At 60.0% G+C, this 18803-nt stretch carries 18 protein-coding genes; 9 read left to right on the top strand and 9 right to left on the bottom strand.

What is annotated here, in order from left to right; translation table 11 throughout:
* Positions 1–50: 50 nt before the first annotated feature.
* Both ABWV42_RS17045 and ABWV42_RS17040 read left to right on the top strand, forming a co-directional pair.
* The gene (locus ABWV42_RS17045) at positions 51–764 is read left to right on the top strand and encodes a cytochrome c biogenesis CcdA family protein (RefSeq protein WP_353341226.1); all 714 of its coding nucleotides are present in this window, start codon (positions 51–53) and stop codon (positions 762–764) included.
* An 18-nt stretch (positions 765–782) separates the two neighbouring features.
* Positions 783–1190 (top strand): thioredoxin family protein, encoded by a 408-nt coding sequence (locus ABWV42_RS17040; protein ID WP_353341225.1) that lies wholly within the window; start codon positions 783–785, stop codon positions 1188–1190.
* Positions 1191–1222: 32 nt separating this feature from the next.
* On the opposite strand, the gene ABWV42_RS17035 is transcribed toward ABWV42_RS17040, so the two are convergent.
* On the bottom strand, positions 1223–2128 hold the full coding sequence (locus tag ABWV42_RS17035) for a LysR substrate-binding domain-containing protein (RefSeq protein ID WP_353341224.1): 906 nt from the start codon (positions 2126–2128) through the stop codon (positions 1223–1225).
* Between the two features lie 99 nt (positions 2129–2227).
* On the opposite strand from ABWV42_RS17035, the gene ABWV42_RS17030 reads away from it, so the two are divergent.
* Genes ABWV42_RS17030 through ABWV42_RS17015 form a run of 4 tightly spaced genes read left to right on the top strand, consistent with a single transcriptional unit; the run spans position 2228 to position 8413 of the window.
* Complete coding sequence (locus tag ABWV42_RS17030; RefSeq protein ID WP_353341223.1) at positions 2228–3748, top strand: trimethylamine methyltransferase family protein; 1521 nt, start codon at positions 2228–2230, stop codon at positions 3746–3748.
* On the top strand, positions 3735–4910 hold the full coding sequence (locus tag ABWV42_RS17025) for a mandelate racemase/muconate lactonizing enzyme family protein (RefSeq protein WP_353341222.1): 1176 nt from the start codon (positions 3735–3737) through the stop codon (positions 4908–4910). Before ABWV42_RS17030 ends, ABWV42_RS17025 begins: the two co-directional genes overlap by 14 nt.
* Before the next feature lie 10 nt (positions 4911–4920).
* Positions 4921–7395 (top strand): GcvT family protein, encoded by a 2475-nt coding sequence (locus ABWV42_RS17020; protein ID WP_353341221.1) that lies wholly within the window; start codon positions 4921–4923, stop codon positions 7393–7395.
* 22 nt (positions 7396–7417) lie between these two features.
* Positions 7418–8413, top strand: coding sequence for a GlxA family transcriptional regulator (locus ABWV42_RS17015; RefSeq protein WP_353341220.1), 996 nt, complete (start codon positions 7418–7420; stop codon positions 8411–8413).
* Here the strand turns inward: ABWV42_RS17015 and ABWV42_RS17010 are convergent.
* Positions 8410–8934, bottom strand: a complete 525-nt coding sequence (locus ABWV42_RS17010; protein WP_353341219.1) for a glutathione peroxidase — start codon at positions 8932–8934, stop codon at positions 8410–8412. The two genes, ABWV42_RS17015 and ABWV42_RS17010, sit on opposite strands and share 4 nt — an antisense overlap.
* Positions 8935–9073: 139 nt before the next feature.
* On the opposite strand from ABWV42_RS17010, the gene msrB reads away from it, so the two are divergent.
* From msrB to ABWV42_RS16995, 3 genes are read left to right on the top strand one after another with little or no spacing between them, the layout of a single operon-like run.
* Positions 9074–9520, top strand: coding sequence for a peptide-methionine (R)-S-oxide reductase MsrB (msrB, locus tag ABWV42_RS17005; protein ID WP_353341218.1), 447 nt, complete (start codon positions 9074–9076; stop codon positions 9518–9520).
* 1 nt (position 9521) lies between these two features.
* Positions 9522–10025, top strand: a complete 504-nt coding sequence (msrA, locus tag ABWV42_RS17000; protein WP_353341217.1) for a peptide-methionine (S)-S-oxide reductase MsrA — start codon at positions 9522–9524, stop codon at positions 10023–10025.
* Positions 10026–10060: 35 nt separating this feature from the next.
* A complete protein-coding gene (locus tag ABWV42_RS16995) occupies positions 10061–11605 on the top strand; it encodes a cryptochrome/photolyase family protein (RefSeq protein ID WP_353341216.1) in 1545 nt (514 codons plus the stop codon).
* Here the strand turns inward: ABWV42_RS16995 and ABWV42_RS16990 are convergent.
* From ABWV42_RS16990 to ABWV42_RS16960, 7 genes are all read right to left on the bottom strand, one after another.
* Positions 11602–12675: a Hint domain-containing protein gene (locus ABWV42_RS16990; RefSeq protein ID WP_353341215.1), complete on the bottom strand. Its 1074-nt coding sequence runs from the start codon at positions 12673–12675 to the stop codon at positions 11602–11604. The two genes, ABWV42_RS16995 and ABWV42_RS16990, sit on opposite strands and share 4 nt — an antisense overlap.
* Before the next feature lie 100 nt (positions 12676–12775).
* On the bottom strand, positions 12776–14782 hold the full coding sequence (locus ABWV42_RS16985) for a hydantoinase/oxoprolinase N-terminal domain-containing protein (protein WP_353341214.1): 2007 nt from the start codon (positions 14780–14782) through the stop codon (positions 12776–12778).
* A gap of 49 nt (positions 14783–14831) precedes the next feature.
* Positions 14832–15890, bottom strand: coding sequence for a tRNA epoxyqueuosine(34) reductase QueG (gene queG / locus ABWV42_RS16980; RefSeq protein ID WP_353341213.1), 1059 nt, complete (start codon positions 15888–15890; stop codon positions 14832–14834).
* Positions 15891–15985: 95 nt separating this feature from the next.
* Entirely contained in the window at positions 15986–16651 is a 666-nt protein-coding gene (gene fzlA / locus ABWV42_RS16975; RefSeq protein WP_255107070.1) for an FtsZ-binding protein FzlA, read from the bottom strand.
* Positions 16652–16710: 59 nt separating this feature from the next.
* Positions 16711–17430: a monofunctional biosynthetic peptidoglycan transglycosylase gene (mtgA, locus tag ABWV42_RS16970; protein WP_353341212.1), complete on the bottom strand. Its 720-nt coding sequence runs from the start codon at positions 17428–17430 to the stop codon at positions 16711–16713.
* A gap of 71 nt (positions 17431–17501) precedes the next feature.
* Positions 17502–17873: a DUF4189 domain-containing protein gene (locus ABWV42_RS16965; protein ID WP_255107072.1), complete on the bottom strand. Its 372-nt coding sequence runs from the start codon at positions 17871–17873 to the stop codon at positions 17502–17504.
* Positions 17874–17934: 61 nt separating this feature from the next.
* Positions 17935–18750 (bottom strand): hypothetical protein, encoded by an 816-nt coding sequence (locus tag ABWV42_RS16960; protein WP_353341211.1) that lies wholly within the window; start codon positions 18748–18750, stop codon positions 17935–17937.
* Positions 18751–18803: the final 53 nt, after the last annotated feature.

Below are 18803 nucleotides of genomic sequence, written 5' to 3'. Positions count from 1 at the left end.
TCAGCAGGGTTTGTGCTGACAGTCGGCCGCTGTGCGGCACATAAAGGGCCATGGAACTCCTGTTTGCATATGGTGCGGGTCTCTTGACCCTGATCAACCCCTGCGTCCTGCCGGTCCTCCCGATCGTGCTGGCAACGGCCCTCCAGGCCAGCCGCCTCGGCCCCCTCGTCCTGGCTGCTGGCATGAGCCTCAGTTTCGTTGCGCTTGGGCTTGGTGTCACGACATTCGGTTATGCAGTGGGCCTGAACGAACAGGACATCGCCAAGGCCGGGGCCGTGCTGATGATGGGTTTCGGCCTGATTCTTCTCGTGCCCCGGTTCTCGGCTGCCTTCTCGACCGCCACTGCCGGCGTCGCCGCGTCTGCGGATGCCGGTCTCGATCAGGTCGATCGCTCAACCCCGCGCGGTCAGTTCCTTGGCGGTATGTTGCTTGGCGCTGTCTGGAGCCCTTGCGTCGGCCCGACCCTCGGCGGTGCGATTTCCCTGGCCAGCCAAGGAGAAAGCATCGGCTGGGCCGCCGCCATCATGGTCTTCTTTGCCCTGGGCGTCTCGAGCATCATCCTCGGCCTTGGCTACGGTGCGCGTTCGGCCCTCATGCGCAGACAGGCCCTCATGCGCCGTATCGCAACTTCGGCCCGCCCTGCCATGGGGGTCATCTTTGTGGCCGTCGGGGCGATGCTCTTCTTCGAAATCCACCACATCCTCGAAGCCTGGCTGGTGATGAACCTGCCGGCCTGGTTCATCGATCTTTCCGTCTCCCTCTGATCCAGAAAGGACATTTTCATGAAACGTCGTGACTTCCTCCTGATTGCCGCCGCATCCGCCACCCTGCCCCGCGTTGCCTTTGCCGCGATGGATTACACGCCCGGCGTGGTGCAAAAACACCTCGACGCAGGTGACACCGTTTTCCTCGACTTCAAGACAAGCTGGTGCACGACCTGCGCCGCACAGGAACGGGTGATCAATGCCCTCAAGAGCGAAAATCCCGCCTACGAAAAGAACATCGTCTTCGTGAATGTCGACTGGGATCAATACGCCAAAGCCGAGTTGAGCACGCGCCTGAACATCCCGCGTCGTTCAACCCTCGTGGCCCTGAAGGGCGACAAGGAACTGGGGCGCATTGTCGCCGGAACCTCCAAGGCGCAGATCAAGGATCTGATGGACACCGCCCTGTCAGCCGCGACCGCCTGACAACTTCGGGTCCGGCGAAAACCGGACCCCACCTAGGCCTCGGCCTGCGCAATCAGCCAGTCCCGGACCCGTTCCGCCTGCGGAATAAGGCGGTTTCGCTTTGACCAGACCAGATAGAAGCCCGCCCCGGTTTCCCAGGCCCATTCCTTGCGCGCGGCAAGAAGGCCCTGATCGATCAACCGTTCGGTCACATGCCGCCAGCCAAAGGCAAACCCCTCTCCAGCCATGGCTGCCTGCAAGACCAAGGCATAATCGTTCAGCCTTAGACCCGCCTTGGGGGTGCGGTCAGACAGGTCGTGATGCGCAAACCAATCCGACCAGGTCGGCCTTTCGCGTACGGGTTCTTCCAGGTGAATCAACCGCTCATGTAACAGGTTCGGAACCGTCTTGAGGTTCACGGCCGCCGCCATCACCTGCGGGCTGGCAATCGGATAGATCACCTCGCGGGCAATCAGGGCGGCATGACAATCCGCCCAATCTCCATACCCTCGCCTTATGCCAAGACTGATGTCTTCAGCATCCAGATCCGGATCACGATCACTGGTCTGAAGGCGCAGGTCGATCCCCGGATGTGCATCGTGGAAGGCCTCGAGACGCGGCACCATCCAGTAGTAGGCAAACGCGGTTGAGGCCGACATGGTCACGTGGTCGTTCTGCCCCCGCTGATGCACCGCACGTGCAGACGCCAGAATACGTTCCAATGCAACGGAAACGTCAGCAAACAAACGCTCTCCCGCCGGTGTGAGCGTGACCGAACGATGCGCCCGAAGGAAGAGTTTCACCCCAAGACTCTCTTCCATCTGGCGGATCGCCGCGCTGACCGCGGGTTGCTGAACATTCAGCTCGGTCGCGGCCCTGGTGAATGAACCAAGCCGCGCGGCCGCCTCGAAAAAGATGAGGTGGCGAGGGGATGTCAGAAGTTTCCATAGCTCTTGCATAACTGTGGTTTATCCATTCGATCAGATTTTTCAAGGATCACAAATGCTCTGCCCCGCCATACCCTGCTCCAATCCAACCTTTCAGGAGCATCTACCCACATGGCACGCCGCGCCCGTTCTTCCCGTTCCCGCGATACCGCGCCCAGCGTCTCTCCGGCATCGCCGCATATCCGGCGCACCCTGCCGTTCTTCGATCCGCTGGACGAGGAACAGCTCGCGCGCCTCGAAGGCCAGGTCGACTGGATCATGCAGGAGGTCGGCATTGCCTTCCGGGATGATCCCGAAGCCCTGCGCATCTGGAAAGAGGCCGGCGCAAAGGTCGATGGCGATATTGTCCGCGCGCCATCCGACTGGATTCGCAACCTCTGTGCAAAGGCACCTCGTGAATTCACCCAACTCGCCCGCAATCCCGCGCGATCGGTCACCATTGGCGGCCAGAATCAGGTGTTCGCCCCGATTTACGGTGCCCCGTTCGTACGCGATCTGGAAGGTGGCCGCCGCTATGGCGACATGGAGAGCTTCGAGAAACTGGTCAAGCTGACCTACATGCACCCGAACCTGCACCACGGCGGTTTCGTGATCTGCGAACCCTGCGACGTTCCGGTGAGCAAGCGTCACTTTGACATGCTCTATGCGCATATGACCCTGTCGGACAAACCGCACCTTGGTGCCATCACCGAGATGAGCCGCGCCCAGGACAGTGTCGACATGGCCGAGATCATCTTTGGCAAAGACGTGATGGACGAAAACTGTGTCATCATGGGCAACGTCAACACCAACTCGCCCCTGCTGGTCGACAAGGTCGTGACCGAGGCAATCCGCGTCTACTCGGCCCGTGGGCAGGGCATTATCGTTGTCCCCTTCATCCTGTCCGGCGCGATGGGTCCGGTCTCAACGGCCGCTTCGGTGGCACAGGCGATGGCCGAAGCCATGATGGTCTGTGCCTTTAGCCAAATCGTCCGCCCCGGCGCCCCCTTTGTTCTTGGCAACTTCCTGTCGTCGATGTCGCTGAAATCCGGTGCCCCCACCTTCGGGATGCCCGAACCGGTGATGTCGAACTATGCCATTGGCCAATTGGCCCGCCGCGCCGGCCTTCCCTTGCGGTGTGGCGGATCGCTGACCGCCTCGAAGATCGAAGATGCCCAGGCCGCCTACGAAAGCGCCGACTCGATGCACTCGACCATGCTGGCGGGCGCAAACTATGTGCTGCATTCCGCCGGATGGCTTGAGGGCGGCCTGTGCACCGGGTTTGAAAAGCTGATCATGGATGCCGATCGCCTAGGCGGCTACCAGAAGGTGCTCGATCAGGGGCTGGATGTCAGCGACGAAGCCCTTGCTCGCGATGCCTATGGTGAAGTCGACCCCGGCGGTCACTTCCTTGGCTCGGCACACACCATGCGCAACTACCAGACCGCCTTCTATGAACCGAAACTCAGCGATTCCGAAAACGTGGAAAGCTGGGAAGAGGGTGGCTCCAAGGACATGCGCCGCCGCGCCTACGAGCGCTGGAACGAAATGCTCAACCACTACGAAGCACCGGCCATGGACGAGGCCAAGAAAGAAGAGCTCGCCGCCTATGTCGCCAAGCGCAAGGAGGAGATTCCGGATGCCTGGTATTAAGATCACCGGCCTACGCGCCACGCCGATCAATATCCCGCTGGAAAAACCCATGTGGTGGACCGGCGGGCACTATCCCGGCACCTCGAAAACCATCATCGAGGTGGAAACCGATCAGGGTCTCGTCGGACTGGGCGAGGCCCCATCGGTAGATGTGGTCGAAACCATCCGCGCCATGGGCGAACGTCTGATCGGGGCCGATCCCCTCGACATTGCAGGATGTGAATCCCTGTGTGTCCCGCCCTGGCAGATCGTTCAGAACACGGATGATTCCAGCGTTGTAAAAGCCTTTGGGGCCATTGAGATCGCCCTGTGGGATTTGCGCGGCAAGGTCTCGAACGAGCCGCTCTATCGCCTGCTGGGCGGCGCGGTGCGCAAGGACATTCCCTTTACCGAGTATTTCGGCTTTCGCGAAGGCGGCGAGATGGACCCGCAGGCCATTGCCGATTACTGCCTGCGCATGCACGAAGAACACGGCTCGACCATGTTCGAAGGCAAGCTGATCCTCGGCGACCCGGAGCTTGAGATCGACACGGTCAAGGCCATCCGGGAAACGCTCGGGCGCAAGGCGATGATCCGCCTAGACAGCAACATGCAATGGTCCTTGCCGACCGCAATCCGCGTCTTCCGCGAAATCGAACCCTACGACATTCGCAACTACGAAGACCCGGTGGCCACCTTCGAAGAGATGGCCGAACTGCGCAAACATTCGTCGATCCAGATCTCGACCCACGTGCCCGATATTCGCCGCGCCGTTGCGCTTGGTGCGCCTGACTATATCGTCACCAACTTCGCGGTTCTCGGCGGCATCGCCCGCGCCGTGCGCTTTATTGGGGCCTGCGAGGCCATGGGCGTTGGCTTTTGGTGCTACTCGGGTGATGCCGGTATCGCGACGGCGGGCTACCTACACATGAAAGCCGCCATGCCGTGGATCACCGAACCCAGCCAATCGCTGTTCCGCTGGCAGATTGGCGACGTGATCGAAGGCGGACCCTTCCGCCAGACCAACAACACGATCCGCGTACCGGAAGGCCCCGGCCTTGGTGTCACGCTGGATCGCGATGCCCTTGCCCATTGGCATACCCATCTCGTCGAGAACGGACCTCTCGATCACTTCCATGACCCCGCAATGCCCGGCCGTTTCCGCCGCTTGCCCCTGAACTGAGGACGCACACATGTCAGACACCTTTGCGCAATCCACGCTGAACATTCACAAAGAGGAAGGCAGCACCGACAAGAAACTCCCCTCCCACGCCAAGGTCGTGGTGATCGGCGGCGGTGTCGTGGGCTGTTCGATCCTGTTCCACCTTGCCAAGTTCGGCTGGAAAGATGCCGTGCTGCTTGAACGTGACGAGCTGACCTCAGGGTCCTCGTGGCACGCGGCGGGCCAGATTCACACGATCTCGTCCGACCCCAATATCTCGCGCCTGCAATCCTACACCATCGACCTCTACAAGGAGATCGAAGAAACTTCGGGCCACAGCGTTGGCCTGCATATCACCGGCGGTTTCTACCTCGCGTCAAACAAGACATGGTACGACTACCTCAAGCGCGAACGGTCCAAGGCGCGCTATATGGGTCTCAATCAGGAATTCATCAGCCCCGAGGAAGTCGCGGAACGTCACCCGCTGATCGACCCCAAACACTACTATGCCGCGCTGTGGGACGATCAGGACGGCGATCTCGATCCGTCGGGCGCAACCTATGCCTTTGCCAAGTCGGCCAAGGTGCATGGCGCACAGTATTTCACCCATTGCGGCGTCACCGCGATGAGCCAGCGCCCTGACGGCAGCTGGGACCTGACCACGCCCAAGGGTGTGATCAACGCCGAGCACGTGGTGAACTGCGGTGGCCTGTGGGCACGTGAAGTGGGCCATATGTCGGGCATCAACCTGCCGGTGCAGCCGATGGAACACCACTACCTGATCACCGACAAGATCGACGCCGTCGTAAACCACGGCTCGCGCCTTCCGGCCGGTATCGACTACGAGGCCAACATCTACTTCCGCCAGGAACGTCAGGGGATGCTGCTGGGCACCTACGAGCCCAAGGGCACGCCATGGAAAGTAGACGGCACACCTTGGGACTTCGGCCACGAACTCCTGCAACCTGATCTCGACCGCATTGCCGACCGTCTGGAAATGTCCTTTGAACGCATCCCGGCGATTGGCGAGGCCGGGATCAAGGACATGATCAATGGCCCCTTCACCTTTGGCCCCGACGGCAACCCGATGATCGGTCCGGTTCCGGGCATGAAGAACTACTGGGTCGCCGTGGGTGTCATGGCAGGCTTCTGCCAGGGTGGCGGCGTCGGCCTGACCATGGCGGAATGGATGATCGACGGCGAACCCTCCATCGACGTCTGGGCAATGGATGTGGCCCGCTTTGGCGAGTTCGCGACACCCGACTGGGGCACCATCAAATCAACGGAAAACTACGAACGCCGCTTCGTGATGACCTTCCCCAATGAGACCCTGCCCAAGGGCCGTATGCAGAAAACCACCGCTCTCTATGACCGGCTGGTTTCCAAGGGGGCCCGCATGGGCCAGGGCTTTGGCCTTGAAAACGCCCTGTGGTTCGCTGACAGCCCCGAAGACGCCCATGAAGAGCCGACCTTCGAGCGCAACCGCTCTCACGACTATGTCGCGCGCGAAGTCAAAGCGGTGCGCGAAGCCGTTGGTGGTATCGAGATCGCCAACTTTGCCAAGCACGAGTTCAAGGGCGCCGGTGCGCGTGCCTACCTCGACCGTGTGCTGGCTGGCTATGTTCCGAAACCCGGCCGCCTGACGCTGACTCCGATGCTGACCCCCAAGGGCAAACTCTATGGCGATCTCACCGTGGCTTGCCTTGCCGAGGATCACTTCATGCTCTTCGGGTCCGGCGCAATGCAGGAGGCACATCGCCGCTGGTTCGAAAAAGACCTGCCCGACGATGTGACCTATGCCAACGTCTCTGACGACTGGCATGGTATTGCCCTGTCCGGCCCCAAGTCGCGCGACCTTTTGCAACGCATCACCCGTGAAGACGTCTCGGGCGAGGCCTTCAAGTTCCGCGACCTTCGCCAGACCTTTGTCGGCGGCGTGCCGGTCATCCTCAACCGGATCAGCTTTTCCGGTGAACTCGGCTACGAAATCTACTGTAAACCGCAGTACCTTCTGCGCCTTGCCGAAGCCATTGAAGAGGCGGGCAGCGATCTTGGCTATCGCTGGTATGGCGCCCGTGCGCTGATGTCGATGCGCCTTGAAAAGGGCTGGGGTGTCTGGACCCTCGACTTCCGTCCCGACTTTGACGCCGTCGAATCCGGAATGGACGTTTTCATCAACTGGAAGAAGGATTTTGTCGGAAAAGAAGCGACTCTGGCCGCGAAAGAGGCAGGCGCCAAGCGCAAACTCGTGACAATGACCATCGACGTGGACGGCATTGACGTGTCGAACGACGAGGCGATCCTCAAGGATGGCGAAGCCGTAGGCTACATCTCGTCGGGCGGATATGCCCACCACGCGAAGAAGTCGATGGCAATGGGCTATGTCACGGCAGAACACGCTGCGGCAGGCACCAAACTACAGGTGGAGATCCTGGGTGAATTCTACGACGCGGAAGTCCTGGGCGCACCCATCTACGACGCCAACGGCGCAAACATGCGCGCCTGAGTCCAGTGCGGAGGATAGTGACATGACCAAACCCATGAACCTGTCCACTGCGGCGGCGCAACCGGTCCATAAGGTTGCGCCCAAGAAATACGTGTTCCTGATCCAGGAAGAGTTTTCGCATCTCTCCTTTACCTGTGCCGTCGAAGCCCTTCGCATGGCCAACGGCTATCGCGGCAAGCACTACTATGACTGGCACATCGTCAGCGAATCCGGCGAACCGGTCCGCGCATCCAACGGCATTGCGGTCAGCGTGGACGGCGACCTGCGAGAGTTGGATCGACGTGAGAACCTGTTGGTCGTCGGTGGTGACAACGTCGAGATTCACAGCACAACCCGCATCCTGAACTGGCTACGCCGCGAAGCCCGTCGCGGCGTTACCGTCGGTGGTATCGGCAGCGGGGCCTATACCATGGCCCGCGCAGGATTGCTCATTGACCGCCCTGTCACGACGCACTGGGAATACCACAAGACCTTCACCGAGGTTTTCCCGGCCGTGAACCTTCAGGAAACCCTCTATTCGATCGATACCGACCGCATGACATGCGCTGGCGGTGCTTCGTCGATGGATTTCATGCTCGCCCTGATCGAACGTGATTTCGATCGTGAACTGGCAAACGTCGTCTCCGAAAAGATGGTCTACACCAACCCCCGTAGCCATTTTCACACCCAACGCCTGTCGTTGCAAATCCGTGCAGGCGCGCGTCACACCAAGTTCGCGGACGCGATCGAGATCATGGCACAAAACATCGAAGAGCCGCTTTCGCCAGTCGAAGTGGCTGATCGTGTAGGACTATCAGGCCGTCAGCTTGAACGTCTGTTCAAGAAACATCTGAACACCACTCCCAAGACCTACTACACCGGTCTGCGTCTCCAGAAGGCGCGGGAACTCTTGTTCCACACCAACATGAGCCTCGCTGAGATCTGCTTTGCCTGTGGCTTCAACTCGCAGACGCATTTTTCCAAGAGCTATCGCGCCAAGTTTGGCGTCTCTCCCAGCCGCGACAACGGGCGCCTCTAGTTCAGAAGCGCTTCCACTTCGCGGGTGATCGCACCAGAGAGAGGCTTGGTTCTCGACCCATAGGTTTTCACCACGGTCCCGTCGGGGCCAATCAGAACCTTGTTGAAATTCCAGCGGGGTACGAAGCCGACCTCGGTCTTGAGAGACCGGAAAAACGGATGCGCAGCCTTGCCTTTGACATGGGTGATCCCGGTCATCGGCAAATCAAGGCCGAACTGCGTCTCGCAGAATTCCTTGACCTTACCTTCGTCCGCCAGTTCCTGCTTGAAGTCGTTTGACGGCACCGCCAGCACCACAAGCCCCTCGTCGCGATAACGATCGTACAGATCCTGAAGCTGGCTATATTGCTTGGTATAGCCACAGCGTGACGCGGTATTCACAACCAGAACCGGCTGACCTGACCACTGTGACAAGGTCAGTTCACCGCCATCTATGTTGTCAAACGGCGCATCCAGCTCAAGGGACCATGCAGGCATGGCCGAAAGGAGGATCGCGAAAACGGCGGCTGTAAAACGGGACATGTCTTTTTCTCCTGTTGAAAACTCTACGTTCAAAACGGGTCTTTGGATCAACATGCTTTGAAACCATTGAAATATTTCTTGGACTTCCCCAAGCGAACGCCATCTAATGCCCAGCGGAAACAAAAAGGGGGAGACGCGCATGACCACCTACCATCGCAATCCTGACGCCATCGCGGCGCTTACGGACGAACAGTTCTGGGTCACGCAGGAAAACGGCACCGAGCGGCCCGGCTCGGGCAAGCTGCTCTACAACAAGGACCCGGGCATCTATGTCGATGTCGTCTCTGGCGAGCCTCTGTTTGCCTCGTCCGACAAGTACGAATCCGGCTGCGGCTGGCCCAGCTTCACCAAACCGATCGAGACGGCGCATGTGACCGAACATCACGACACCACGCACGGAATGGTGCGGACCGAGGTGCGCAGCAAACACGGTGACAGCCACCTAGGCCATGTCTTTCCGGACGGTCCGATGGATCGAGGCGGCCTGCGCTATTGCATCAATTCGGCAAGCTTGCGGTTCGTGCACCGCGATGACATGGAGGCCGAAGGATATGGGGCTTATCTGGACCAGGTTGAGGAGATCTAGAATGACGGAACGTGCAGTTTTGGCCGGCGGATGCTTCTGGGGCATGCAGGATCTGATCCGCAAGATGGATGGCGTTATCTCGACCCGCGTGGGCTATACCGGCGGCGACGTGGCGAATGCCACCTACCGCGACCACGGCACCCACGCCGAAGGGATCGAGATCAACTTCGATCCCGCGCGGATCAGCTATCGCAAGCTGCTGGAGTTTTTCTTCCAGATTCACGATCCGACCACCCCGAACCGTCAGGGTAATGACCTTGGGATGTCCTACCGATCAGCCATCTACTTCACCAGCGAAGACCAGAAGGCCATCGCTCTGGATACCATTGCCGACGTCGATGCCTCGGGTCTCTGGCCCGGCAAGGTGGTGACCGAGGTCGAACCGGTAGGCGATTTCTGGGAGGCCGAAGACTACCATCAGGATTATCTCGAGAAGAACCCCAACGGCTATACCTGCCACTTCGCACGCCCTGACTGGGTGCTGCCGAAGCGGGAAACCGCGTAACTGATCCAAAGGCCATGCCCGGCCGTAATCCGGGCATGGCCTATCAAACTCTGCGCCTCATTCTGGGCGATCAGCTTACCCACACCCTCCCCATTCTTGAACACGGCGATCCATCAACGGATATCGTTCTGATGGCAGAGGTTCATTCCGAAGCCACCTATGTGCGCCACCACAAGAAGAAGATCGCACTGATCTTCTCTGCGATGCGCCACTTTGCCGAAGAACTCCGCGAAGCTGGCTGGAAGGTTCTCTATTTTGCCTATGATGGCACGCAAACGGTTCCCGATCTTTTCAAAGCCCTTGAAACCGCACAATCCATTCACGACTTCGCCTCCGTATCAGTCACTGAACCAGCGGAATTCAGGCTTCTAGAAGAAATCAAACAGTGGTCCGACAGGCTTGAATGCCCTGTCGACATTCTCCCCGATTCCCGCTTTCTGTGCGACCACGCGACCTTTCAAAACTGGGCCAAGGGCCGCAAACAGTTTCGAATGGAATACTTCTACCGCGAGATGCGGCGTGCCTATGACGTCCTGATGTCAGATGGGTCGCCTGTTGGCGGAAAGTGGAACTATGACGCCGAGAATCGCCGCCCTCCTTCAGACGGTCTTGATGTTCCGCCTCCCTTCCAGGCGTCCCCCGACAGGATCACGCAAGAGGTTTTAGCCCTCGTCGAAGATCACTTTCCCGAACACTTCGGCGACCTGCATCCGTTCCACTTTGCCGTAACCCGCACAGATGCTTTGGCCGTTCTTGACCATTTCATCACGACCCGCCTGTCCCTGTTCGGCACCTATCAGGACGCGATGGTTCAGGACGAGCCATGGATGTTTCATAGCCACCTGAGTTTTTACCTGAACTGCGGCCTTCTGGTGCCGATGGAGTGCATCCGTGCTGCCGAGGCGGCCTACCATCGCGGCACCGCGCCCTTGAACGCCGTCGAAGGGTTCATCCGTCAGATCCTCGGATGGCGGGAATATGTGCGTGGACTTTACTGGCTCCGGATGCCCGGCTACGCGTCCGAAAATGCCCTGAATGCCCAGCGCCCATTGCCAGCGATGTACTGGGGAAAGCCAACGCAGATGAACTGTATGCGGCAGAGCATCGACCAAACCTGGAAGTGGGCCTACGCCCACCATATTCAACGGCTCATGGTTCTTGGCAACTTTGCCCTGCTTGCCGGCCTCTCCCCAAAAGAGGTCAATGAATGGTACCTCATCGTCTATGCCGATGCCTTCGAATGGGTGGAATTGCCCAACGTGTCCGGCATGGTTCTGTTTGCCGATGGCGGCCTGCTGGCGTCCAAGCCCTATGCTGCCAGCGGCGCATACATCAACCGCATGTCAAACTATTGCACAACCTGCCGCTATAGCCCGACGCGCAAGAACGGCCCTTCGGCCTGTCCCTTCAACTATCTCTATTGGGATTTCCTTGATCGCAACGCAGAGCGCCTGTCAGGCAACCCGCGCCTCGCGATGCCATACCGAACCCTCACGCGCATGAGCGAAGACAAGCGACAGGCCATCCGCGATGACGCCGCACGTTTCTTCAAGTCTCTGGACAAGGGCGAGGTGGTCTAGCGACCAGCACTGATCATGAGAGGCAGGTGGCCGTTCTTGCGCATCCGGCGCACCAGCTGACGTTGCGCCTTGCGCGTCGGAATGGGCGCAGCAGGTACTCGCGGCTTGCCCGCGGCCAGCTCGGGGAAGATCAACGTGATTTCCTCACGAGCCGCTTCAGAAAGGGCACCCCAAGCCTGCGCCCCCGTATAAAGACTCTCACTCGGAGCGCCTTCGGCAAAAACGATTTCATGCCCGTCAAACAGCAGATGCACATAGTCCACCTCAAGGGCCTCTTCATCCAGGGCAATCCCGGGCATCCCCACAAGGCAGATGGCAGGCACCAGAACTTCGGCTTGTCCAAACATGCGGCGGGCAATCGGCGTAGAGACCAGCATCCGATGCTGGCGCGACACCCGCAGGTCGCGCAACGGTAGCCCTTGGCCCAGCGCCCCGGCGCGGATCAGAACGGGGCGATAGCGCGGTTCCGCCGCCATCTGCGCCTCTGTCACCTCGCGCCGCCCAATCCATCGCACAGGTTTCAGGCCATCCGGCGTCTTCACCAGATCCCCAATCCGGATATCACGCGCCCGACGTGTCCCCATGTCGGTTTCGATCCCGGTATCCCCGGCAAAACAAACCATCAGTTCAATATTGTCGACGATTGCCCCAAGGCTGTTGTCCGGCCCCAGCTCGGTCATGCGCAGGGTATAGTCCCCCGCCGCCGGGAAGGTGACGGGCAGTTGGTAGCCGGTAAAGCTGTTGGCAGTGGGCAAAATGGTGGTCGAGGCGATCACGGCACCCGTGTCGTCAAGGATCTCAACGGTAAACCCCTCGGAACCTGCTTGCCCAAGGGACGCGTTCCGCAACGCGACATCAAGCGTCAGCGTCGTTGTCGTGGCATAGTCAACCGTAAAGGTCTGCTCCATGACGGTGGTCTGGCCAGAGCGCCCGTCCATCTCGGCAACGCGGTTCGAAGACCCGTTTCCAAGATAGGCAGACTCGCGATAGCTAGTCTCGAGATCATTTCCCGACCAGCCAGTGCTGCCACCGTCAAAAGTGCCGTTGATGATAAGGTTCTTGGGAGGCATGAAAATCCTGCGCGCGCAATTGCTCGGAACCAATCATCGCGCAGGACTGTGCAATCAGGCGGGCCGTCTCGTGGCAATTCCAAGACCACGAGACCCCCTGTTACTCGGCCGCAATCCTTGGGCGCCCCGATGCCTCAACGGTGATCGTGCCCTCGATGAACACTTCACGCCCTTCGGCCTCTGCGGTCTTCAGATCCCGTAAAACCGTCACCCGAATTCCCTCGGCTCCCGCTTGCACCGCTTCCTTCTGGGCCAGTGCGGACAGGTGTGTTTCAAGCAGGCTCAGCGCCTCTTCCGCTTCGGCAAAGTCCTTTGGTCCATCTTCCAGATGCACCCGGAATCGCCCTTCGGCAGGCGCCGAAACCTCGCCACTCCGACGGATGGTGACGCGCCCGACAACCGCACCCACGGCGTTTGCAACGCCGGCATGGGTGGGCAGTTCCATCTGGCACCCAAGCCTCTTTCCGACCGCCGGATAATAGCTGGGCGCAGAGGCCCCAAGTCCGATAACCGGCTGGTTCAAACCCGCATCAAGACGCACCAGACCACGATGCCCGTCGAGACCGCGCTGCATCAGGACATGTCGCGCCAACTGTTCGGGCGGCAATCCGAAATCGGCTTCTTCTTCTGCAAAAGCAGTCTCTAACAAGGCCAAAACCGTTTGTTCGGTCAGCTGGTCCACGATGATCCGCGCCATGTCTTTCGGATCAGGCGCCAGCATGTTGCCGCTGCCGGTACGGCGACGTCCGAACAACGACAACGCCTTTTCGGCCGCCTCCCTGTCCCATGCGTCCACATTGCCAAGAACGTGGCTCGCGTCCGAGGGCGTCACCCCTGCCACCTGAACAAGACCACGCTCAACCAACCGTCGCAGCGCCTTGATCTCCATCCGGGTGCGCAGCACATCACCAAGGGGATGTACCTCGTCACCAATCCGCTCCAGCAACGTCGCCTCGCGAGGCGCGAGCCCGTCAGCCCGAAGCCCGGGAACCGCGCGCACGAACCGCGCATCATATTCCCCCGGCGTCGCGCTGCGCATTTGCTGATCCAGCGCCTTGTGAACAACCTCCGGCGCGTCCATCGCCACGAGGGAAACCGGCAACACGCGGCGCGGCCCAAGCGTCACACCACCCTTGAGGCCCTCGCTGATGAAATGCACCTCGCTATCACCCCCAAGACCCGTGGTGCGCATCGCCACGGCCTCAACCATCGTACGATAGGGGCCAACCCGCGCGCCGTCCGGATCAATCGCTGGCCGGCCATCCCGCAGCACGGCAACGTCTGTCGTCGTCCCGCCAATGTCCGACACAAGCGCATCCTGCGCCCCCGTCATCCAGCGCGCCCCGACGATCGACGCCGCCGGGCCGCTCAGGATCGTTTCGATCGGCCGCTCCCGCGCAAACCCTGCCGAGATCAGGGCCCCGTCACCCCGCACCACCATAAGCGGCGCAGTCACACCCAACTCGCCCAGCCGGGCCTCGGCACGGGAAATCAGGCGATCAATCATCCCGATCAACCGCGCATTCAAAACCGCCGTCATCGCCCGCTTGGGACCGTTCAGTTTCGATGACAGGTGATGAGAACAACTGACAGGGCGCTCCGCGATCTGCTGCACCATTTCCATCGCGCGCTGCTCATGCGCCGGGTTGCGCGTGGCAAATTGCGCGGCCACCGCATAGCCGGAAACCTCGCGCCCATGCGCTTCAAGCCACTGGCGCAACGTCTCTTCGTCCATAGGCGTTTTCTGGTCACCCGCATGATTGTGCCCGCCCGCCAAAACAATCGCCGGATCACCGGCAAGCGCATCCAACAGCCCATGTTTGGCCAGGTCGTCTTCCTTGAAACCGATCAGGATCAGCGCAACCCGCCCGCCCTGTCCTTCGACCAAGGCGTTGGTCGCAAGCGTTGTCGACAGCGAGGCCAGAACAATCTCGCCCGGGTCCACCTCGGCCTGCGCCAATACGGCTTCAACCGCCTTGCCAATCCCCTCGGCAAGATCGTGGCGCGTGGTCAGGGATTTCGCCGAGGCAATCACTTCGCGCTCGTCTCGGATTAAAACCGCATCTGTGTAGGTCCCGCCGGTATCGACGCCCAAAGACAATGCCATCGCCTGTTTCCTTCCTGTTCGCCCCCTCCCGATGCCACGGGGGGCGGCCTCATGCCTGCCTGTTTGCGACCCCCGCAAGACGTTCTTCTGCCCATGCCGCGGCCTCGGCAACGGTCTCGTCCGGATCACCTTTCAGGCCCTGCACCTGCGCCAGAAATCCGCGGTCACCGCTGTTGCCAATGGCATATAGAACGTTGCGCACAAAACGGTTCCGGCCGATCCGCTTGATCGGTGACCCGGAAAACTTGGCACGGAAGGCCGCATCGTCAAGCGCGGCCAGTTCGGCCAATGGGGGCGCAACCAGATCATCGCGGGCATGGTACTTCACCTCGCGCGCCTCAATCGCGAACTTGTTCCAGGGGCAGGCCGCAAGACAGTCATCACACCCGTAAATCCGGTTCCCGAGCTTCGGCCGCAACTCGGGATCAACAGGGCCGTGATGCTCGATCGTCAGATAGGAAATGCACCGACGCGCATCGATCTTGCCCGGTGCCGGAAACGCCTCGGTCGGGCAAGCATCCAGACAGGAGCGGCACGACCCACAGTGATCGATTTCCGCTGGATCAGTCTCTAATTCCACCGTCGTGAAGACCGACCCGATAAAGAACCAGGACCCAAGGTCCCGGCTTACAAGATTGGTATGCTTGCCCTGCCACCCGAGACCCGCCGCCTGCCCCAGCGGTTTCTCCGGCACCGGTGCGGTATCCACGAAAACCTTCACCTGCGTCGCGTCACCCGTCTCGGCGATCAGCCAGCGCGCCAGCCGCTTCAGCCGCTTCTTGACCGTGTCGTGGTAATCCTTGTTCTGCGCATAGACCGAGATCGCGCCGCGGTCCTTTAACCCGTGCACATGGGTCGGATCATGATTGGAAGTATAGCTTTCCCCCAACATGATGATCGACCGCGCTTCAGGCCAGAGCGCCGCCGGATTGCCGCGCCAGTGGGTCCGCTCGGCAAGCCACCCCATCTGCCCGTGATAGTCTTGCGCAAGGAATCCCGCCAGTCCCGCAGGCACATGCCCAACCGCGTCCGGCCGGCAGATGCGACACAGGTCAAACCCGATCGCCTGCGCCTCGCTCACAAGTCGCGCTTTCAATTCAGCCGTCACTCACCCGGTCCTTCTTCTTGGACGAAATACCCCGGGGGAAAGGGTGGCCTTGCCAGGCAAGGGCAACCTTGGGGGCAGCGCCCCCTGCTCCCGGTTCAGAAATCAAGATCCGCATAATGTGCGGGCGGCGGAAAACCCGGAATCTGATCCGCCAGGATCGAGCGGAACGCCGGGCGCGACTTGATCTTGGCATACCAGTCCTTGACCACGGCCGAGCGGTTCCAGTCCACATCCGAGATATAATCAAGCGACGACAGGTGCGCAGCAGCCGCGAAATCCGCCATCGACATACTGTCCCCTGCCAGCCAGCGTCGGTGATCCAGCAGCCAGGTCATGTAGTCGAGGTGATACTTGATCTTCTGGGCCCCCGCCTTGACGTTGCGGCTGTCGGGATACCCCTGCCCCATCAGCTTCTTGTTCACCCGTTCATACAAGAGCTTCGAGGTCACCTCGTGATGGAACTTGTCATCGAACCACGCCACGAGGCGCCGCACCTCGTAACGCGCATCCACGTCCCGCGGCATCAGCGTCGGCTCGGGGTATTTTTCCTCAAGGTATTCACAGATGGCGCCGCTGTCGGCCATCATCTTGCCGTCCATCTTGAGGACAGGCACTTTCGCCGCCGGATTGCGGCGCAGGAAATCGGGATCCTGCTCCCAGTACCGCTCTTCAACCAGCTCAACTTCGATCCGCTTTTCCGCAAGTGTCAGGCGCACCTTGCGGCAGAAAGGGGATAGAGGAACGTGGAACAGGCGATTCATGTTGGCATCACGGTAACTATTGGAGGTTGTTCCTCAATATCCCGTTCTCCCGCGTTTGTTCAATCCTCGAAACAACGGGAGCGGCCATCCCGGCGGATCGTCTCTGCCCCATCCCGAATACGGGCTGCCCGCGCACGCAGCTTCTTGCCGGGTTTGGAGGCGGAATAGGTCTTGGGAGACGGCAGAACAGCAGCCAGTTGCGCAGCCTGTGCCGAGGTGAGTTTTTCCGGTCCAACCTTGAAATAATGCCGCGAGGCGGCTTCGACACCGAACACGCCTTCGTCAAATTCGGCAACGTTCACATAGACCTCAAGTATCCGTCGCTTGCTCCAGGCAATTTCAACCAAGGGGGTCAGCAGGGCCTCAAGCGCCTTTCGCCCCCAGCTGCGCCCCTGCCACAGGTAGACGTTCTTGACCGTTTGCTGGCTCAGGGTCGATGCCCCACGGCCACTGCCGTCTGCCAACGCCGCGCGGATTGCCTTGATGTCAAACCCCCAGTGCTCGCAGAAATTCGCATCTTCCGCGGCCACGACCGCGCGCAACATCACCGGCGCGACCTCTTCAATCGGCACCCATTCCTTGTCCAGCCGCCCAAGGCGCTGTTTTTCGGAATACATCGTCCAGGTCATGGGCGGATTGATCACGATATAGATCAGGACGGCAAAAATTGTCAGCGACACCCCCCAGACCGCGCCACGGCGCAGCGCACGTCGAACACGTCTCCAGACCTGCTGGCGCAGGGTCAACTCCGGTGCCGATTTGCCCTTTTTCTTCGCCATGAATCCCTGCTGCTCAAAATCTGCACCGGGGATAAGCTGCCGCAAGCGTCAAGGCAACAGGTTGCATTGCCTCACGGCGAACAAGCCCAGACAATGACGCGGCAGTTGTAGCCGTAGTCCATACAATAGCTCATCGCCGCACTCTCGGCGAGCTCGCGGGTCCTGTCCCAGGCCCAGCCCCACCCGCCGTTGTCGGCTTCTGCCATTGCCCCGCAACTGTTGTAGAACGTGCGCACATTCGTGCAGTTCCAGCCGCATCCAGACTGGGCCGCATTATAAGCCGCTTCTTCGGAAACATGGCTATGTGCCCAGCCATAGGCTCCGTTGGGTCCTATTCCGACAGCGCCCCAGCAATATTCATAGCCGCATTGTCCGGCGGCAGCCCCTTGTGCCAGCCCCGAAGCCAACAGGCCCACAAGGGCCAGGCGTTTCACTTTTCGCATGACATCCTCCCCTTTTGTGTCCCAAGCATACGCGAGGTTCGCATATCCACAAAACGGCAAGCTATTTCTGCTTGGCCCGGCTCTGCTTTTGTTCCCACTGCACACGCCGTATCAGGCCGGAATGAAACATAGCCGGAGTTTCCGCACATTTTTCGATCAGGAGCTGACCTGGAATCAGGCTGTAACCGAAGAACTCCATGAGAGACTCGTGTTTCGAAAGCACGGCGTTTACCTGCTCCCACTCCGAAAAGGACAGAAACGCATGGTGGCGCGGCGACAAATCCATGATTTCGGAGAGCGGATCATTGCCTTTACCGGCAATGGTTTCCCGCGCCTTGACCTCAAGTCCAAGCGCCCGATTCACAATGGTCGGATCTTCGCAAAAGTCCTCGTAGCGCATACGTGGAAACTCGGGGTGTGCCTCGCTTCCCTCTTTCAGAGCTTGCGCTCTCAGTACCCAGGACTCTGCCGCCCTTGCCAACATGGGCGGTCGAAGCGGCGGAGTGTTGTAGTTGAAAAGAATCGACGCGATGAAGCTGTAGGGGCTGGCGATTGAAAACAGGCAACGCGCCTCTTCGCCAAAAGATTTCAAAATCGACGTCACCCGCAAGATGTTTGGCGGCGAGCACTCGATAAACAGGTCTTTCCCGGCCTGCCGCGCCAAGTCGCTCCACGCGTCCCTGATTTCCGGCCAGGGCATGTCGTGGTCGGCCTTCCACTGATCTTTGCGCATGATCTTACGAACGCCGGGTGCCATCTGACCTTCGTTATTTCCAAAGGGAGGCAGATAGCCGTTTGTTTGGGTTTCAAGATATTGGCCAATGATAGTCGAGCCGGAATTGTTGGGACTAAACAGAAAAAGAAATTTTATCGACATGCGAACGTGCCTCGAAAATGGAAAACGGGGCCCGAAGGCCCCGCCAAAATTCC

This window comes from Pelagimonas sp. KU-00592-HH, from assembly GCF_040369695.1.
Taxonomy (GTDB): Bacteria; Pseudomonadota; Alphaproteobacteria; order Rhodobacterales; family Rhodobacteraceae; genus Shimia.
Note: the sequence above shows the minus strand (reverse complement) of the source record. Positions and strands in the feature narration are given on the sequence as shown.

Bases quoted from the DNA above. Each gene is read 5' to 3' on its own strand.
- ABWV42_RS17045 (WP_353341226.1), top strand. From the start codon at position 51: ATGGAACTCCTGTTTGCATATGGTGCGGGTCTCTTGACCCTGATCAAC.
- ABWV42_RS17040 (WP_353341225.1), top strand. From the start codon at position 783: ATGAAACGTCGTGACTTCCTCCTGATTGCCGCCGCATCCGCCACCCTG.
- ABWV42_RS17035 (WP_353341224.1), bottom strand. From the start codon at position 2,128: ATGCAAGAGCTATGGAAACTTCTGACATCCCCTCGCCACCTCATCTTT.
- ABWV42_RS17030 (WP_353341223.1), top strand. From the start codon at position 2,228: ATGGCACGCCGCGCCCGTTCTTCCCGTTCCCGCGATACCGCGCCCAGC.
- ABWV42_RS17025 (WP_353341222.1), top strand. From the start codon at position 3,735: ATGCCTGGTATTAAGATCACCGGCCTACGCGCCACGCCGATCAATATC.
- ABWV42_RS17020 (WP_353341221.1), top strand. From the start codon at position 4,921: ATGTCAGACACCTTTGCGCAATCCACGCTGAACATTCACAAAGAGGAA.
- ABWV42_RS17015 (WP_353341220.1), top strand. From the start codon at position 7,418: ATGACCAAACCCATGAACCTGTCCACTGCGGCGGCGCAACCGGTCCAT.
- ABWV42_RS17010 (WP_353341219.1), bottom strand. From the start codon at position 8,934: ATGTCCCGTTTTACAGCCGCCGTTTTCGCGATCCTCCTTTCGGCCATG.
- msrB (WP_353341218.1), top strand. From the start codon at position 9,074: ATGACCACCTACCATCGCAATCCTGACGCCATCGCGGCGCTTACGGAC.
- msrA (WP_353341217.1), top strand. From the start codon at position 9,522: ATGACGGAACGTGCAGTTTTGGCCGGCGGATGCTTCTGGGGCATGCAG.
- ABWV42_RS16995 (WP_353341216.1), top strand. From the start codon at position 10,061: ATGGCCTATCAAACTCTGCGCCTCATTCTGGGCGATCAGCTTACCCAC.
- ABWV42_RS16990 (WP_353341215.1), bottom strand. From the start codon at position 12,675: ATGCCTCCCAAGAACCTTATCATCAACGGCACTTTTGACGGTGGCAGC.
- ABWV42_RS16985 (WP_353341214.1), bottom strand. From the start codon at position 14,782: ATGGCATTGTCTTTGGGCGTCGATACCGGCGGGACCTACACAGATGCG.
- fzlA (WP_255107070.1), bottom strand. From the start codon at position 16,651: ATGAATCGCCTGTTCCACGTTCCTCTATCCCCTTTCTGCCGCAAGGTG.
- mtgA (WP_353341212.1), bottom strand. From the start codon at position 17,430: ATGGCGAAGAAAAAGGGCAAATCGGCACCGGAGTTGACCCTGCGCCAG.
- ABWV42_RS16965 (WP_255107072.1), bottom strand. From the start codon at position 17,873: ATGCGAAAAGTGAAACGCCTGGCCCTTGTGGGCCTGTTGGCTTCGGGG.
- ABWV42_RS16960 (WP_353341211.1), bottom strand. From the start codon at position 18,750: ATGTCGATAAAATTTCTTTTTCTGTTTAGTCCCAACAATTCCGGCTCG.